The following is a 17,280-nucleotide window of genomic DNA, read 5'->3' on the forward strand; positions in this document are numbered from 1 at the left end:
TCTCTCGCCCCACCCGCCCAGCCCACCGCCGGCGTCGCCGTCACCGCCCGGGAACTGCGCAAGCGGTACGGCACCGGCCCGGCCGCCGTGGTCGCCCTCGACGGCGTCGACGTCGACTTCGCCGCCGGCCGGTTCACCGCCATCATGGGCCCCTCCGGCTCCGGCAAGTCGACCCTGATGCACTGCCTGGCCGGCCTGGACCGGCCCAGCTCCGGGGCGGTCCGGGTCGGCGACGCCGAGCTGGGTGGCCTGGACGACCGGCGGCTCACCCTGCTGCGTCGGGACCGGATCGGCTTCGTGTTCCAGAAGTTCAACCTGCTGCCCGCGCTCAGCGCCGAGGAGAACATCGTGCTGCCGCTGGCCATCGCCGGCCGCCGGCCCGATCCGGCCTGGCTGCGCCAGGTGGTCGCCGCGGTGGGGCTCGCCGACCGGCTGCGGCACCGCCCGGCCGAACTCTCCGGCGGCCAGCAGCAGCGGGTCGCGGTGGCCCGGGCCCTGATCACCAGGCCGTGGGTGCTCTTCGCCGACGAACCGACAGGCAACCTCGACTCCCGCTCCGGCGCGGAAGTGCTCCGGCTGCTCCGCGAGGCGGTCGACGTCCTCGGGCAGACCGTGGTGATGGTGACCCACGACCCGGTCGCCGCCGCGCACGCCGACCGGGTGGTCTTCCTCGCCGACGGTCGGCTGGTCCGGGAGCTGGCCGAGCCGACCGCCGAACGGATCCTCGACGTGCTCGCGCACCTGGATCCCGCGGTCGCCGGCGCGCCGGCCGACGGCCCGGTGCGGGGGTGGTGACCATGTTCCGGTTGACCCTGCGTGCGCTGCGCGCCGAGGCGCTGCGGATGCTGATGTCCACAGTCTCCGTGGTCCTCGGCGTCGCCTTCATCGCCGGGACACTGATCTTCGTCGACGGGATGCGGGCCGGCACCTACGACCGGGCCGCCACCTTCGACCGGCACACCGACGTCGACGTGCACACCGACGGGGAGCCCAGCACGGCGTCCCTGGTCGACCGGGTGCGTACGGTCGACGGGGTGCGCGCGGCCGAGGGCGAGCTGACCGGCACCGCCGGGGTGGTGGGTTCCGACGGTCGGCCCGTGCTCGGCTTCGGGTTCCTCGCCGCCGTGCCCGCCGATCCCGCCCTCCAGTCGTACGACCTGGTGGCCGGGCGGCTGCCCACCCGGCCCGGTGAGGTGGTGCTCGACCACCGGACCGTCGCCGACGAGGGCTTCGCCCTGGGCACCCCGGTCCGGGTGGGCGGCAGCAGCGGAGCGGCCCGCCCGTACACCCTGGTGGGCACTGTCGACGTGGCCAACACCGCGCGTGACCTCGGTGGTCCGTTCATCGGGCTGGTCGGCCCCGACGCGCTCGCCGTCGCCGACAGCGCGGGCTTCGACCGGATCATGGTGGCGGCCGAACCGGGGGTCTCCGACCGGGTCCTGGCCGAGCGGATCGCCGCGGTCGTCGGCACCGAGCCGACGGTACGCACCCGGCAGGTCATCCTCGACGAGGCCGTCACCGACGCGGTCCGCGACCTCGATCAGTTCCGTACGCTGCTGCTGACCTTCGTCGGGGTGGCGGTGGTGGTGGCCGCGTTCGTCATCGTGAACACGTTCACGATCGTGCTGGCCCAGCGTTCCCGGCAGACCGCGCTGCTGCGTCTGGTCGGCGCCACCCGGGGCCAGGTGTTCCGAGCCACGCTGCTGGAGTCGGGGTTGCTGGGCCTGGTCGCCTCCGGGCTCGGGGTGGTGGTCGGAGCCGGGCTGGCCGTCGGGATGACCGCGGTGCTGAGCAGGCTGTCCCTGCCGCTGCACGGCGAGGTGACAGTCACCGCGGGCACGGTGCTCGGCTGCCTCGTCGCCGGCACCGTGCTCACCGTGGGCGCGGCCCTCGTACCGGCCTGGCACGGCACCCGGGTGGCTCCGGTGGCCGCGCTGACCGACGCGGCGATCCAGGTCACCCGCCCCGCCGGTCGGGCACGCCTGGCCTGCGGGGCGGTGGTGCTCGCCGCCGGTGTCGCGGCGCTGGCCGGCGCGGCCGCCGCCGGACAGATCCTGCTCGTCGCCCTCGGCGGGAGCCTGAGCTTCCTCGGCATCGTCCTGTTCGGTCCGGTCCTGGTGCCGGCGCTGATCCGGGTGTTCGGCGCGCCGGTCCGGCGGATCTTCGGGGCCACCTCCGCCCTCGCCGTGGCCAACGCGGTCCGCAATCCACGGCGGGTGGCCGCGACCGCCACCGCGCTGGTGATCGGCATCGGTCTGGTCGCGTCCTTCGTGGTGGGTGCGGGCAGCACCAAGGCCGCCATCGAACGCGGCGTGGACGCCCAGGTGGGGGTGGATTTCGTGGTCACCGGGATCGGCGTCGACCTGCCCGTCGGGGTGGTCGACGCGCTGGCCGCCCGGCCCGAGCTGGGCCTGGTGCACGAGGCCCGTACGCACACCGTCGACGACGTGGTGTTCCGGGCCGCCGACCCGGCGCTCGTCGACAGACGCCTCGACGGTGTGCTGGCCGGCCAGGTCGACCGGCTCGGACCCGGCCGGGTGCTGGTGCACCGGGAGTTGGCGACGCGGCGTGGCTGGTCCGCCGGGGACCGCATCACGCTGCGCGGAGCGCAGTTCGAGGTGGCGGCCGTGGTGACCGGCGCGGGTGGGGAGGTCTACTCGGCGCCTACCGGTCACCTGGTCGATCTCGTCGCCGCCGACTTCACCCGCCTCTTTCCGGACGTGCGGGGCTATCTGGCCGAGGTGGATCCGGCCGCGGGGGTGTCGGCCGCCTCCGCGCGGGCCGCGATAGCGGAGGTGCTGGCCGACTACCCCACGGTCAACCTGATGGATCAGGCGGCGTACAAGCGGATGCTCACCGGCACCGTGGACATGCTGCTGACCTTCGTGCTCGCGCTGCTCGGCCTGGCCGTGGTCATCGCGCTGGTGGGCGTGGCGAACACGTTGAGCCTGTCCGTGGTGGAACGGACCCGGGAGAACGCGGTGCTGCGGGCCGTCGGACTCACCGGGGGCCGGATGCGGGCCATGCTGGCCACCGAGGCGGTGCTCACCGCGCTTGTGGGAGCGGTCCTCGGGGTCGCCCTGGGCACCGGCGTAGCGGCCGGGGCGATGGCGATGCTCGGTCGCATCAGCGGCCAGTTCACCCTGGTCGTGCCCTGGGCGCAGCTCGGCGGCATCCTCGCCGTGGCGGTGCTGGCGGCCCTGGCCGCGTCGGTGCTGCCGGCCCGACGGGCCTTGGCCGTGCCGGTGGTGGAGGCACTCGCGGACCAGTGAACTGTCAGAGGTGCTCGACGGTGGGGCCGGTGCAGCGGTGACGGGTGTCGAAGACGTAGCGGGCGTGCCGGGCCACCTGGTCGTAGTCGAAGGCGTCGTGGTCGGTGACGACCACGACGCCGTCGGCCGCGCGCAACTCCTGCTCGGTCAGGTCCACCGTCAGCACCCCGTCGGGGAGCTGGTGCGGCTCGGCGTACGGCTCCACCGCGCGAACCTCACCGCCCAGCTCTCGCAGCCGGCGGGCCACCTCGACGGCGGGGGAGTCGCGCATGTCGGCGGTGTTGCGTTTGTAGGTCAGGCCGAGCAGCAGCAGCCGGGCGCCGGTGATCGACCGACCGGACCGGTTCAGTCCCGCCATCACCCGCTGCGCCACGTGCTCGGGCATCTCGTGGTTGATGTCGTTGGCCAGCTCGATGAACCGGAACTGCCGGCCGAGGCGCCGCTTGACCTGCCAGGACAGATAGCAGGGGTCGATCGGCAGGCAGTGCCCGCCGACACCGGGGCCGGGTCGGAAGGGCATGAAACCGAACGGCTTCGTCTCCGCCGCGTCGATCGCCTGCCACACGTCGATGTCCAGCTGGTGGGAGAGCATGGTCAGCTCGTTGACCAGGGCGATGTTGACCTGGCGGAAGGTGTTCTCGATCAGCTTCGTCAGCTCGGCCACCCGGGTCGAGTCCACCGGGACGGTCCGCTCCACCAGCTGGCGGTAGAAGCCGTCGACCCGGGCCAGGGAGGCGCTGTCCACGCCGGAGACCACCTTGGGGGTGTTCTCCAGTCGCCAGGTGCGGTTGCCCGGGTCGATCCGCTCCGGGCTGTACCCGAGGTGGAAGTCGCCGGGGCTGCGCAGGCCGCTTGCCGACTCCAGCAGCGGCCGCAGCAACTCCTCGGTGGTCCCCGGATAGGTGGTCGACTCCAGCACCACCGCGCATCCCGGCCGCAGGTACGGACCGATTCCGGTGCCCGCCTGCTCCACGAAGCTGAGGTCCGGGGTGCCGTCGCGCAGCGGCGTGGGCACGGTGATGACGCAGATGTCGAAACCCGCCGCGTCCACGTACTCGGTGCTGGGGCGGTAGCGTCCGCTGCCCAGTGCCCGGCCCAGGCGGTCGGTAGGAATGTCTGCCACGAACGACTCGCCCGAGGCGAGCCGCTTGACCCGGTCGGCGTCGACGTCGAGGCCGACCACGTCGAACCCGGCCTCGACAGCCCGCAACGCCAACGGCAGGCCGACGTAACCCTGGCCGATGACGACCAGCTTCTCCACACTCACCGCAGCTCCCAGACCGATGGCGACAACTGACCGTCAGGAGCGTAATGCGTATGGTAGCGGCGGATGTCCGTTTTGGTGATGTCGGGAGAGTCGGAAGCGGGGCCGGCTCAGTCCCGGCTGGCGCCCCCGGCACCCCCGTCGCCGCCACCCTCCGGCGGCGTGGAGGCGCTCGGCGTGGGTGGGGCCGCCGGCGACGGCGGCGTGGGTTCCGCGCTGGGAGTGGTCGGTCCGGCGGATGGTCCGTCGCTGGAGGGGGTCGGGTCGGGCGGCTCGGGCGCGGCCGACTCGCTCGGCTGCGTCGCGCTCGGCGAGGGGGAACGGGTGCCGGTGGGGCTCGCCGTGGAGTTGCCCGGGCGCAGCGGGGGTGCCTGGACGGTGGTGCTTCCGCCCTGGCTGGGCACCGGTTCCGCGTCGGAGGTGAGCTGAGCGCTGGGCGAGTTGGTAGGCACGTTCACGGCCGGGGCACCGGCTTCCGGCATGAGGCCGAGCGCCGCGCCGAGCGCGACCAGCCCGACCACCACGGCGGTGAAGGCACCGACGAGCGTGCCGCGCCGCCGGCCGGTCGGCGGGGTGTCCGCGACCGTGGCGTCCGTCGGGATCTGCGGTCCGGCCTGCCGCAGCCCTGCGGCGGCCGGCACCATCGCCGTCGGCAGGGAGCTGTCCGACACCGCCGTACGGGCGGCCTCCGCCATCGCCGCGCCGCTGCTGAACCGGTCGGTGGGATCCTTGGCCAGGGCCTGGGCGACCAGGACCCGCACCGCCTCCGGGATGTCGTGCGGCAGCTCCGGCGGCGGGTCGTCGAGATGCCGGACGGCGACCTGGAGCGGGTTGTCGCCGGTGAACGGCGGGCTGCCGGTGAGGCAGCAGTAGGCGACCGCGCCGAGGGCGTACAGATCTGTCGCTCCGGAGACGGGGCGTCCGGCGGCCTGCTCGGGTGCCATGTAGAGGGCCGTGCCGGGCACCGCGTTGGTGCTGGTGATGCTCGTCACGTTGGTCGAGCGGGCGACGCCGAAGTCGACCAGGACGACAGTGCCGTCCTCCTGCACCAGCAGGTTGCTCGGCTTCACGTCGCGATGCACGATCCCGCCGAGATGCGCGGCGTGCAGCGCCTGCGCCGCCTGCGCCACCACCGACATCGTCTCGCTCACGTCCAGCCGGCCCTGGGCCTCGATCCGCTTCGACAGCGGGACGCCGGTGACGAACTCCATGACCAGATAGTCGGCTCGCCCGCCGTCGGGCAACTCGTCCTCGCCGCAGTCGAAGACCTGGACGATCCCGGGGTGGCGCAACGCCGCCATGATCCGGGCCTCGGCGCGGAACCGGGCGATGAAGTCGGGGTCGGAGACCAGCGACGGCAGCAGCACCTTGACCGCGACCTGTCGGCCCAGGATCAGGTCTGTCCCGCGCCACACGTCTCCCATGCCGCCGGTGGCGACACGCTCGTCCAGGCGGTAGCGACCGCTGAGTACGACCTCCGAAGACAACACGGCTCCACCGTACCCACAGTGGCCACCGACGGCGCGGTCGCGGGTGCGGGGTCCGGCGGCATGGAAACTCACCCCGTGGCCCTCCGTGAGTCCTCTGTCGCCGGACGTCACCATTCTGCTCGTCTGGTGTCCGCGCCCCGCCCTCGGCCGCGAGTGCACCGAGGTGCTGAAGGGGGTCGGGTGGCGTCGTGTACGGTCGATTCGCCGTCCGGTCGGCGGTTGTCGTCCGCCACTCCGGTCGGCGATGCTGATCTGCCAGTCAGGCTGGTGAACAGGTCGACGGGCGGACCGGAAGTGTCGGGGCCGCCCCCGGAGGTCTGGGCCGCACCGCGGGTGCCGGTCCGGCAGACGTCCCACGAGAGGGCCGGTGGAACGGGAGCGGCAGGGTCATGACCGCGACGAGCTGAGTCAGGCCGTCCAGGCGGCTCAGGCCGGTGACGAGCAGGCATTTCGCCTCCTCTACCGCGGTCTTCAGCCCGGCTTGCTGCGCTATCTGACCGCCCTGGTCGGCGCGGACGCCGAGGACGTCGCGTCGGAGACGTGGTTGCAGGTCGCCCGCGACCTGCCCAACTTCACGGGTGGGGAGTTCCGTGCCTGGGTCGTCACCATCGGCCGGAACCGGGCCATGGACCACCTGCGTCGACAGCGCCGCCGTCCGACGCTGTCGGTGCCGGTCGAGGAACTCACCGAGGTTCCCGGTGCGGCCGACACCGCCGAACACGCTGGTGAGAGTCTGGGCACCGAGGCGGCGCTTGCCATGATCGCGTCCCTGCCACCTCGGGAGGCCGAGGCGGTCCTGCTGCGGGCGGTGATCGGGCTCGACGCCGAGAGCGCCGGACGGGTGCTCGGTCGCCGGGCCGGAGCGGTGCGCACCGCCGCCCATCGCGGCCTGCGGCGGCTGGCGCTACTGCTCGAACAGCGAGCCGGGCACGTCGAGTCACCCGACGGCGTGGTGCCGCGTCCGCGTACCGGTCGCTCATCGCAGGCGTCCCGGACCGAGCCGGTGGATGGCTGACATGGCGAGAATGGGGATGATCCTGCGCCGGCTGGCGCGCTCCGCCGGCAGATCCGGAGACGACCGGCTGCTCGACGGCGCCCGTGCACCGCGGAGCCCGGCCGCACCGGACCCGCTGGCCGAACTGCTGCGGGCCGCCGCCGCCCCGGCCCGGCCCGGCGAACTCGACGGTGAGCAGGCGGCACTCGCCGCCTTCCGCGAGGCCCGGCGGGCCGGCGTCCCCGCGGCCCGGCCGCGTCGCCGTCGGCTCACCGCCGGGGTGGTGCTCTGGCTCGCCGGCCTCACCGCGACCGCCACCGCGGGCGTCGCGCTGGCCGCGGCCGGTCTCGACGCGCCGGACGAATCGGTGCCACCACCGGCACCCGGTACGGTCGCGCCGATGCCCACCGGCGCGCCGACGGCCTCCACCGGCGTCCCGGGCCCGCCTGACTCCACCGCCGGCACGTCCACCGGCGACCCGACCACACCGTCGTCAGGTGTGCCGTCGCCGACCTCGACCAACCCCGCGTCCCCGTCACCTGTGCCTGAGGCGACGACGAACCTGCGCTCCGGCGACGCGGGGCACTGCAAGGCGTACCTGTCGAAGCCCGCGCGTCAGCGGGAGAAGGCGTTGGCATCGCCTGGCTTCGCCGACCTCGTGGCCGCGGCCGGTGGCGCCGAGAACGTGTCGGCCTACTGCCGGGAACTGCTTGCCGAGACCGACCCGAACTGGCTGGCCAAGCATGGTGCCGAGGAGGACTCGACGGCGGGCGGGTGAATCACGCTCGGGGCGGGATCGTCTCCTGATAGACAGGAATAGGACGGCCGACGGTCGGGAAATGTCACAGGGATTGATTACGGTGGCAGGGCCGGACCGGCACCGGGAAGGGAGCCGTCGCGTGGTGATGTCGCCAGAGCTTGACCGCGTCGTGGTGCTGCGCGATCGCGCAGCCGCGGCCCGGCATCTCGCCCGGATCTGTTTCAAGACCGGCCCACCCACATACACCGGTGTCGAGCTGGAATGGACGGTGCACGACGCCGTCGATCCCACCCGTCACATCGACGCCGCGCGGCTCTCCGCGGCGTTGGGACCCTACCGTCCCACCACGCTCGATCCGACCAGCCCGGCCCGGCGACTGCTCCGAGGTGGCGCGGTGACCGTCGAGCCCGGCGGCCAACTGGAGATCTCCACCCCGCCGCAGGCGTCCGTCGCCGCCCTGGTCGCGGCCACCCACGCCGACATCACCCAGCTCACCCGCCTGCTGGAGGCCGGTGGCCTGCGTCTCGGAGGCGCCGGCATCGATCCGCACCGGCGCCCTCGGCCGGTGATCGACACGCCCCGCTACCGCGCCATGCGCCAGTTCTTCGACCGGCGCAGCTCGGCCGGGCGGACCATGATGTACAGCACCGCCGGTCTGCAAGTCTGCCTTGACGCGGGAGAGCCGGAGCAGCTCACCGCCCGGTGGGCGCTCGTGCACGCGGTCGGGCCGCCACTGGTCGCCGCCTTCGCCACCGCCGGCCGGCACGCGGGCCGTGACACCGGTTGGGCGTCGGCGCGGATGCGGGCCTGGTGGCGCATTGACCCGGCCCGCACCGCCCCGGTCTGGACGCCCGGGCAGGCCGACGCGGATCCGGTCGCCACCTGGACGGCGTACGTGCTCGCCGCCCCGCTGCTCTGCGTCCGTGACGACGGCGCCGGCGACTGGACCGCACCGCCGGGCGTGACCTTCGGCGACTGGCTCGACGGCGCGCTGCCCCGGCCGCCCACCGTCGATGACCTGGACTACCACGTGAGCACGCTCTTCCCGCCGGTACGCCCCCGCGGCTACCTCGAAGTGCGTTACCTGGACGCGCAACCGGGCCGGGACTGGATACTGCCGCTGGCGGTGCTGGCCACCCTGCTGGCCGACCCGGACACCGTCGACGCGGCGACCGCGGTGGCCATGCCGGTGGCCGCGCACTGGGCGGTCGCCGCCCGGCACGGCCTGGCCGACCCCGGCCTGGCCTCGGCCGCCGCCGCGCTGCTCGACCTGGCCCTGGCGGCGTTGCGCCGGCTCGACCTGCCGGCGGCCCTGCACGACGAGATCGACAAGGGGTTACGACGGCGGCGGCAGGCCGCCACGAGGAGGCGACAGTGACCGACATCGTGACCGACCGGGGCGACGCGGAGGGGCTGCGGAGCCGGATCGCTGCGGAACTGGCACGCACCCGGGCCCGGACGGCCCTGTTGACCGAGGCGGTCGACGACAGCGAGCTGATGCGTCAGCACTCGCCGCTGATGTCCCCGCTGGTGTGGGATCTGGCCCATGTCGGCAACCAGGAGGAACTCTGGCTGGTGCGCGACGTCGGCGGCCGGGAACCGGTCCGGTGCGACATCGACGAGTTGTACGACGCCTTCAAGCAACCCCGGAGGGACCGCCCGTCGCTGCCGCTGCTGCCACCGGCGGAGGCGCGGACCTACCTGGCCACCGTCCGGGAGAAGGTCCACGACCTGCTGGACCGGGTGGCCTTCGACAGTCGCCGGCTGGTGGTCGACGGGTTCGCCTTCGGCATGATCGTGCAGCACGAGCAGCAGCACGACGAGACGATGCTCGCCACCCACCAGTTGCGGGTCGGCCCCGCGGTGCTGCACGCGCCTGCGCCGCCCGAACCAGCCAGCCGGGTGGCCGGCGAGGTGCTGGTGCCCGCCGGTCCGTTCGTGATGGGCACCGACACCGACCCGTGGGCGCTGGACAATGAGCGCCCCGCCCATCGGGTGGAGCTGCCCGCGTACGTCATCGACGCGGCACCGGTGACGAACGGCGCGTACCGCGAGTTCATCGCCGACGGCGGGTACGACGACCCGCGCTGGTGGAGCGAGGTCGGCTGGCGACACCGCCAGCAGGCCGGGCTGAACGCCCCGATGCACTGGCGGCCCGACGGCGACGGTTGGGCGTACCACCGCTTCGGCCGGTGGGACCGGGTCCGCGACGACGAGCCGGTGGTGCACGTCTGTTTCCACGAGGCACAGGCGTACGCCACCTGGGCGGGCAAACGCCTGCCCACCGAGGCGGAATGGGAGAAGGCGGCCCGCTGGGACCCGGCCACCGAACGCTCCCGGCGCTATCCCTGGGGCGACGAGGAGCCGACCCCGGCGCGGGCCAACCTGGGGCAGCGGCACCTGTGGCCGGCACCGGTCGGCGCCTACCCCGCCGGGGCGTCACCGCTGGGCGTGCACCAGCTCATCGGTGACGTCTGGGAGTGGACGGCCACCCCGTTGCGGGGTTATCCGGGCTTCGCCGCCTTCCCGTACCGGGAATACTCCGAGGTCTTCTTCGGCGGCGACTACCAGGTCCTGCGCGGTGGATCGTTCGGCACCGACCGGGCCGCCTGCCGGGGCACGTTCCGCAACTGGGACTACCCGATCCGGCGGCAGATCTTCAGTGGCTTCCGCTGCGCCCGTGACGCCAGCCGCGAGGAGGCCCTGCGGTGACGCTGGCGGAGCCGGTCGTCTGATGTGCCGCCACCTGGCCTACCTCGGGCCGCCGACAACCCTGCGCGAGCTGCTGTTCGATCCGCCGCACTCGCTGCTGCGCCAGTCCTGGCTGCCCCGGGACATGCGCGGTGGCGGGACGATAAACGCCGACGGGTTCGGCGTCGGCTGGTACCCGGGTGACGGTCCGCCGGTGCGCTACCGCCGGGCCCAGCCGATCTGGAGCGACCCGACGATCGCCGAGCTCGCGGCGGTCACCTCCAGCGGCGCGGTGCTGGCCGCGGTGCGGTCCGCCACCGTCGGCATGGCGATCGTCGACGCTGCGGCCGCGCCGTTCGCCGAGGGGCGGTGGTTGTTCAGCCACAACGGTGTGGTGCGCGGCTGGCCGGACTCGATGGTGCCGCTCGCCGCCGCACTACCCGTACGCGACCTGCTCACCCTCGACGTGGCCACCGACTCGGCGCTGCTGTGGGCGCTGGTCCGGGATCGGCTGCGCGCGGGCGTGGCACCGGCGCGGGCGGTCGCCGAGACGGTCACCTCGGTCGCCACTGCCGCCCCCGGCTCGCGGCTCAACCTGCTGCTCACCGACGGTCAGCGCGTGATCGCCACCACGGCGGGGCACGCGCTGTCCCTGCGTGCCACGTCCGACGCCGTGCTGCTGGCCTCGGAACCGCATGACGACGAGCCGGGCTGGCGTGCGGTGCCCGAGGGCCACCTGGTGCTGGCCACCGCGAGTGAGGTGCGGCAACAGCCGATCGAGACATGGTGAGCCCGGCCGGTCGGGCTCGCGTCGGAGCCCGAAAGGTCGAAACATTCCACGGGAGAGGGGAAACAGATGGGCGCTGAGCCGCTCGAGATCCACCTGGATGACCAGGACGTCAGCCGGGCCCTGCGCCACGACGTGCGGGTGGGCCTGATCGCCGACCCGAGGTGGCTGCCGCCGAAGTGGTTCTACGACGCTCGGGGCAGCGAGTTGTTCGATGAGATCACCCGACTGCCCGAGTATTACCCCACCCGGGCCGAGCGCGCGGTGCTGGAGGTACGCGCGGTCGAGATCGCCGAGTTGACCGGCGCGAAGACGCTCATCGAACTCGGTTCCGGTTCGTCGGAGAAGACCCGGCTGCTGCTGGACGCCTTCAGCCGACGCGGTGGCCTGGGCACCTTCGTGCCGCTGGACGTGTCGGTGAGCGCTCTGCGCGCCTCCACCGCCGCGCTCGCCGCCGACTACCCGAGGCTGCGGGTACGCGGCATCGTCGGTGACTTCACGCGCCATCTCGACCGGCTGCCCACCGGCGGGGCGCGGCTGGTGGCCTTCCTCGGCGGCACCATCGGCAACCTGCTGCCCACCGAGCGGGCCGAGTTCCTCACCCGCACCCGGGCCGCGCTCGAAGCGGGGGACTGGCTGCTCATCGGCACCGACCTGGTGAAGGATCCGGCGGTGCTGGTGCCCGCGTACGACGATGCGGCCGGGGTGACCGCGGAGTTCAACCGCAACGTGCTGCGGGTGCTCAACCGGGAGTTGGGCGCCGACTTCGCGCCCGAGGCGTTCGCACACGTGGCGCTCTGGGACCCGGACCGGGAGTGGATCGAGATGCGGTTGCGGGCCCAGCGGCCGATGCGGGTGCGGGTGCTCGATCTGGAGGTCGACTTCGCCGCCGGGGAGGATCTGCGCACCGAGGTGTCGGCGAAGTTCCGCCCCGAGGGCATCGCCGCCGAACTGACCGCCGCGGGGTTTCACCCCGAACGGTTCTGGACCGACCCGGAGGGCCGGTTCGGGGTGACCCTGGCCCGGGCCGACTGACCCGGCGACACGGATCGGCTGGTGGTCGGCTAGGCTGGGGCGCAGCGAAGGGGAGTAGCCCGTAACGTCGTGGTCGACATACTGATGCCCACCGGCATCCGGCCACGCGGCCTCGCGAACACGAGGCGGGCGAGACCTTCGACCCAGGCTGTAGCAGCCGGGTCGAGGGCATCCCCGTACCTCCTCCCGGCCCGATCCGGAAGGACGTCATGGAAGGCTTCCTCGTCGCGCTGGCGGTCAGCTTCGGCGTGATCTTCGTTGCCGAGCTGGGAGACAAGTCCCAGCTCATGGCCCTGGCCTTCGCCACCAGATATCGCACCGTCCCGATCCTGATCGGGATCACCGTCGCCACCGCCGTGGTGCACCTGGCCTCGGTGGCGATCGGGCACGGCCTCGGCGCCGCCCTGCCCACCGGCTGGATCTCGTTGTTGGCGGGTCTGGCCTTCATCGGGTTCGGCCTCTGGACCCTGCGCGGTGACACGCTCACCGAGGAGGAGAAGAACAAGGCCGCCAAGGGCGGCAAGTCGGCGGTGTTTGCCGTCGGTGTCGCGTTCTTCCTGGCCGAACTCGGTGACAAGACGATGCTCGCCACGATCACCCTGGCCACCCAGTACGGCTGGTTCGGCACCTGGATCGGCTCGACCATCGGCATGGTCGCCGCGGACGCGCTCGCCATCGTGGTCGGCCGGCTGCTCGGCCGCAAGCTGCCGGAACGGACCATCAAGTACGGTGCCGCCGCCCTGTTCGCCATCAGCGGCCTCTGGTTGATCATCGAAGCAATCACCCAACTCATCTGACCGACCCGCGTTGATCATGAGGTTAGCGGCCTTCAGCTACTGCCGTCAACCTCATGATCAACGCGGGTCGGTCAGAGGAGGCGGGAGGACCAGAGCAGGCTGAGGGCGCCGGCGCAGAGGGCGAGCAGCAGGCCGATGCCGGCGTACCACTGGGTGACCTCGCGGGCTTCGGTGCGGAAGCCGATCGAGCTGCCCATGTCCTGGTAGACCTGCTTCAGCTCGCTGACCGTGGCCGCCTCGTAGAAGTAGCCCTCGGTGTTCTCGGCCAGGTCGGCCAGGGCCAGCCGATCCACCGGCACCCGCTGCAACTGGCCACCGATGTCGACGTGGCCGGCGTCGGTGCCGAAGGCGATGGTGGAGACCGGCACGTTCGCCGCCTGCGCCGCTGCCGCCGCCTCCTCGACCGAACGGCCGGCGGTGCGGTACCCGTCGGAGAGCAGCACGATCCGCGCCGGTGGGATCCCCGCCGCGCCGTCGGCCGGCACCGACCGGATCGCCTCCAGGCAGGTGAAGACCGCCTCACCGGTCGCGGTCGCCTCGGCCAGCACCAGCCCGTCGATGGCGCTGGTCACCGCCGGCCGATCCTTGGTCGGCGGCACCAGCACGTTCGCCGACTTGGCGAACGAGACCAGCCCCACGTTGTACGTCTCCGGCAGCTCCGCCACGAACTGTTTGGCGGCCTCCTGGGCCGCCTCCAGCCGGTTCGGTGCCACGTCGTCGGCCTGCATGGACAACGAGACATCGATGGCCAGCATGATGGTGGCCCGCTCCAGCGGCTCCCGGGTGTCGATCGCCGGCCGGGCCAGCGCGCCGGCCAGCACCAGCAGGGCGAGCAGGAACGCGGTGGCCGGCACGTGCCGGCGCCAGCCCAACCCCTTCGGCGCGACGGTACGCAGCAGGTCCACATTGGTGAACCGCAGCGCGTAGTCGCGGCGGCGTAGCTGCCGCCAGACGTAGAACGCGGCCAGGGCGAGCACCGGCAGCACGGCCAGCAGCCACCACGGTTGCAGCAGTCGGATCATCTCGTCGTCCCTCGGGTGCGGGCGTGCCGTTGCGCGGCCACGAAGCGCACCATGTCCAGCAGCCAGTCTCGGTCCGTACGCAGTCTCAGGTGCCCGGCGCCGGCGGAGCGCAACGCGGCGGATATCTGCGCGCGTTGGGCGGCGGCCGCCGCCGCGTAGCGGTGTCGCAGGCTCGGGTCGGCGGTCTGCACCTCGTGCAGCTCGCCGGTCTCCGGGTCGACCACCGGCAGCACCCCCACATCGGGCAGTTCCAACTCCCGGGGGTCGACCACCTCGATCGCCAGCACGTCGTGCCGTACCCGCAGCTTGCGCAGCGGGCGGGCCCACTGCTCCGGCGGGGCGAGGAAGTCGGAGATGACCACCGCGACACCGCGCCGCCGGGGCGGGCGGTTGAGCATGTCGATGAGCGCGCCGAGATCGCTGCGGCCGGGTCGGATCTCGGTGTCGGCGATGGCGCGCAACATGCCCTGCGCCTCCCGGCGCCCGGGGCGGGCGGGCAACCGCACCAGCCGGCCCGGACCAGCCGCAGCGGCCGGCGCGCGGCGGCCCCACCGTGGCGCGGGCAGGTCGCCACCGCTGCCCACGACCGCCCCGATCCGGTTGCCGCCGCGCACGGTCAGGTGGGTGACGGCCGCCGCCGCCGCGACCACCACCTCCCGCTTGAGCCACCGGCCGGTGCCGAAGTCCAGGCTCGCCGACAGGTCCACCGCGAGCCACGTCTCCAGCTCCCGGTCGGCCACCGTACGCCGCACGTGCGGGGTGGTGGTGCGGGCGGTCACCGGCCAGTCCATCCGGCGTACGTCGTCGCCGGGGCGGTATTCCCGCGACTCGCCCGCCTCGCTGCCCGGCCCCGGCAGCAGACCGGCGTAGTCACCCTGCAACAGGCCGTCGAGCTTGCGAGTGACCAGGAGTTGCAGCCGGGACAGCACCGCGCCGGAACGGTCGGTGGCCGGGTCCGGCGTGCCGTCCCGGTGGCCGGATCGAGGGGTGGACGAGGTCACGGCCGCTGCCCGGGCCACCCCGAGGTCGGTGCCACCGCACCCGCAGGTGTCGCCTGCTGGCGGGGTGCCACCGACGGCAGCGGGATGGTCGACATCACCCGATGCACCACATGGTCGGCCGGCACGTCGTCGGCGAGCGCGTCGTAGCTGAGCACCAGCCGGTGCCGCAGGATGTCCGGGGCGATGTCCTGCACGTCCTGGGGCAGGGCATAGTCGCGCCCGCGCAGCAGCGCCAGCGCCCGGGTCGCCCGGACCAGGCCGAGCGAGGCGCGTGGGCTGGCACCGTACTGGATCAGTTGCGCGACGTCGGGCATGCCGTGCTCGGCGGGGGTACGCGTGGCCAGCACCAACCGGACCGCGTAATCGATGAGCGCGTTGTGCACGAAGACCTGGTCGGCCTTCTGCTGGAGGGCGATCAGGTCGTCGGTGTCGAACACCCGGGTCGGTTCGGGCGCGGCGACCCCCATCCGGTAGACGATCTCCCGTTCCTCGGCGTCGGTCGGATAACCCACGACGATCTTCATGAGGAAACGGTCCCGCTGCGCCTCGGGCAGCGGATAGACCCCCTCCTGCTCGATCGGGTTCTGGGTCGCCATCACCAGGAACGGGTCCGGCACCCGGTGGCTCTCCCCGCCGATGGAGACCTGACGCTCGCTCATCACCTCCAGCAGCGCCGACTGCACCTTGGCCGGCGCGCGGTTGATCTCGTCGGCGAGCAGGAAGTTCACGAAGACCGGGCCCAGCTCCACGTCGAACTTCTCGCTGGACTGGCGGTAGATCCGGGTGCCCATGATGTCCGCCGGCACCAGGTCGGGAGTGAACTGCACCCGGGCGAACGAGCCGCCGACGACCTTGGCGAGGGTCTCCACCGCGAGGGTCTTCGCCACCCCCGGCACCCCCTCCAGCAGGCAGTGCCCCCTGGCGAGCAGCGCCACGAACATCCGCTCCACCATCCGGTCCTGCCCGACGATCACCCGCTTGATCTCGAACAGCGCCCGCTCCAGCAGGCTGGCGTCCTGCGCCGGGGTGGTCGTCGGCGCCGAGGGCGACTGCTGCGGCTGCGTGCCGTTCGGCGTCGGGGCGTCGGGCATTGTCGGCTGGGCCACCGGTCCTCCACAGCATGATTCGGTCGTCGTGGCGTGTGCGCTACCAAGCCTCGCATGCCCGGCTGAGAGCCGATGTGGGGAGCGACCGATTTTCGCCACGCCGTCCCACGCCAGGCGAATCGCCCATCATGAGTGGACAGATGCCGCCCCGGCGTGTGTACCATTCATTCGTCGCCGGGCGGCTTCCCCCGTGGCCGCCCGGCGCTCATTCTCTTCCGCCGCCCTAGACTGGCCGGGATGAGCGATGCCGACACCTCCACCCAGACGCTGATCTGCTCGGCGCGCGGGTGTCGCGCCCCGGCCGGATGGTCTCTCCGGTGGAACAATCCCCGCATTCACCAGCCCGAACGCCGCAAGACCTGGCTCGCCTGCGACACGCACCGCGCCCAGCTCAGCGACTTTCTCACCGCGCGAGGCTTCCTGCGCGAGGTCGCGCCACTGGCCGGATCGCCTACGCTCGAAGGGTGAAACGCGCACAACGGAACAGCCAGTGAACGGTGACCAACCGGCCGGCCCACCGCCGGCTGCGGCACAGTCCTCCCCGCTCGAACCGTGGCCGGCCACGGTCCAGTGGCAGTCGATCTCGCCCGACCTGATCTGGGTGGAGTTGCTGCGACTGTCCGCCATGGTGGCAGTCGTCTCGGCGGCCCTCGGCGTCGGCTGGGCGGTCACCAGCAGGTGGCCCTTTGGCGTAGCGCTCGGTGTGCTGCTGCTGTTCGCCGTCTGGCGCGCGGTGACAATCGTCCGGGCGGTACACGCCTGGGGGTACGCGGAACGCGAGAACGATCTCCTGGTGCGACACGGTCTGCTGGTGCGCCGGTTGTCCATCGTGCCGTACTCCCGGATGCAGTTCGTCGATGTCAGCGCCGGTCCGCTGGAGCGGGCGTTCGACCTGGCCACCGTGCAACTGCACACCGCGGCGGCGGCGAGCGACGCCCGCGTACCGGGACTGCGGCCGGCGGAGGCGTCCCGGCTGCGCGACCGGCTCACCGCACTCGGCGAGGACCGGGCGGAAGGGCTGTGACCGGCTCGACCGGCGGGGCCCCGGAGCAGCCCACCCC

16 protein-coding genes are annotated in these 17,280 nt (G+C 72.8%); 11 read left to right on the plus strand and 5 right to left on the minus strand.

Annotated features, from left to right (window positions below; genetic code table 11):
- The coding region (locus C1I93_RS17995; protein ID WP_438819584.1) for an ABC transporter ATP-binding protein at positions 1-795 on the plus strand (795 nt) is incomplete at its 5' end.
- Between the two features lie 2 nt (positions 796-797).
- Complete coding sequence (locus C1I93_RS18000) at positions 798-3,272, plus strand: ABC transporter permease (protein ID WP_111244469.1); 2,475 nt, start codon at positions 798-800, stop codon at positions 3,270-3,272.
- A gap of 4 nt (positions 3,273-3,276) precedes the next feature.
- On the opposite strand, the gene C1I93_RS18005 is transcribed toward C1I93_RS18000, so the two are convergent.
- Both C1I93_RS18005 and C1I93_RS18010 read right to left on the minus strand, forming a co-directional pair.
- Positions 3,277-4,539, minus strand: a complete 1,263-nt coding sequence (locus tag C1I93_RS18005) for a nucleotide sugar dehydrogenase (protein ID WP_111244454.1) — start codon at positions 4,537-4,539, stop codon at positions 3,277-3,279.
- 107 nt (positions 4,540-4,646) lie between these two features.
- Positions 4,647-6,026, minus strand: coding sequence for a serine/threonine protein kinase (locus C1I93_RS18010; protein ID WP_223256281.1), 1,380 nt, complete (start codon positions 6,024-6,026; stop codon positions 4,647-4,649).
- Between the two features lie 367 nt (positions 6,027-6,393).
- Between C1I93_RS18010 and C1I93_RS18015 the strand changes: the two genes are divergently transcribed.
- From C1I93_RS18015 to C1I93_RS18045, 7 genes are all read left to right on the plus strand, one after another.
- Positions 6,394-7,041: an RNA polymerase sigma factor gene (locus tag C1I93_RS18015; RefSeq protein ID WP_111244456.1), complete on the plus strand. Its 648-nt coding sequence runs from the start codon at positions 6,394-6,396 to the stop codon at positions 7,039-7,041.
- Between the two features lies 1 nt (position 7,042).
- Complete coding sequence (locus C1I93_RS18020; protein WP_146603523.1) at positions 7,043-7,798, plus strand: hypothetical protein; 756 nt, start codon at positions 7,043-7,045, stop codon at positions 7,796-7,798.
- A gap of 121 nt (positions 7,799-7,919) precedes the next feature.
- A complete protein-coding gene (egtA, locus tag C1I93_RS18025; protein ID WP_111244458.1) occupies positions 7,920-9,158 on the plus strand; it encodes an ergothioneine biosynthesis glutamate--cysteine ligase EgtA in 1,239 nt (412 codons plus the stop codon).
- Between the two features lie 5 nt (positions 9,159-9,163).
- The gene (gene egtB / locus C1I93_RS18030) at positions 9,164-10,492 is read left to right on the plus strand and encodes an ergothioneine biosynthesis protein EgtB (RefSeq protein ID WP_420811725.1); all 1,329 of its coding nucleotides are present in this window, start codon (positions 9,164-9,166) and stop codon (positions 10,490-10,492) included.
- A 22-nt stretch (positions 10,493-10,514) separates the two neighbouring features.
- Positions 10,515-11,261: an ergothioneine biosynthesis protein EgtC gene (egtC, locus tag C1I93_RS18035; RefSeq protein WP_111244460.1), complete on the plus strand. Its 747-nt coding sequence runs from the start codon at positions 10,515-10,517 to the stop codon at positions 11,259-11,261.
- Positions 11,262-11,327: 66 nt separating this feature from the next.
- Positions 11,328-12,293 carry an L-histidine N(alpha)-methyltransferase gene (gene egtD / locus C1I93_RS18040; RefSeq protein ID WP_111244461.1) on the plus strand — a complete coding sequence of 322 codons (966 nt, stop codon included), beginning with the start codon at positions 11,328-11,330 and terminating at the stop codon, positions 12,291-12,293.
- 209 nt (positions 12,294-12,502) lie between these two features.
- Entirely contained in the window at positions 12,503-13,090 is a 588-nt protein-coding gene (locus C1I93_RS18045; RefSeq protein ID WP_111244462.1) for a TMEM165/GDT1 family protein, read from the plus strand.
- A 71-nt stretch (positions 13,091-13,161) separates the two neighbouring features.
- Here the strand turns inward: C1I93_RS18045 and C1I93_RS18050 are convergent, their stop codons facing one another.
- From C1I93_RS18050 to C1I93_RS18060, 3 genes are read right to left on the minus strand one after another with little or no spacing between them, the layout of a single operon-like run.
- On the minus strand, positions 13,162-14,112 hold the full coding sequence (locus C1I93_RS18050; protein ID WP_111244463.1) for a VWA domain-containing protein: 951 nt from the start codon (positions 14,110-14,112) through the stop codon (positions 13,162-13,164).
- Positions 14,109-15,131: a DUF58 domain-containing protein gene (locus C1I93_RS18055; protein WP_111244464.1), complete on the minus strand. Its 1,023-nt coding sequence runs from the start codon at positions 15,129-15,131 to the stop codon at positions 14,109-14,111. The genes C1I93_RS18050 and C1I93_RS18055 overlap by 4 nt, the downstream gene beginning before the upstream one ends.
- A complete protein-coding gene (locus C1I93_RS18060; protein ID WP_111244465.1) occupies positions 15,110-16,219 on the minus strand; it encodes an AAA family ATPase in 1,110 nt (369 codons plus the stop codon). The genes C1I93_RS18055 and C1I93_RS18060 overlap by 22 nt, the downstream gene beginning before the upstream one ends.
- Before the next feature lie 237 nt (positions 16,220-16,456).
- On the opposite strand from C1I93_RS18060, the gene C1I93_RS18065 reads away from it, so the two are divergent.
- Entirely contained in the window at positions 16,457-16,687 is a 231-nt protein-coding gene (locus C1I93_RS18065) for a hypothetical protein (protein WP_111244466.1), read from the plus strand.
- A 22-nt stretch (positions 16,688-16,709) separates the two neighbouring features.
- Entirely contained in the window at positions 16,710-17,243 is a 534-nt protein-coding gene (locus tag C1I93_RS18070) for a PH domain-containing protein (protein ID WP_111244467.1), read from the plus strand.
- The last annotated feature ends 37 nt before the right edge of the window (positions 17,244-17,280 follow it).

This window comes from Micromonospora endophytica, from assembly GCF_003236305.1.
GTDB classification, from domain to species: domain Bacteria; phylum Actinomycetota; class Actinomycetes; order Mycobacteriales; family Micromonosporaceae; genus Micromonospora; species Micromonospora endophytica.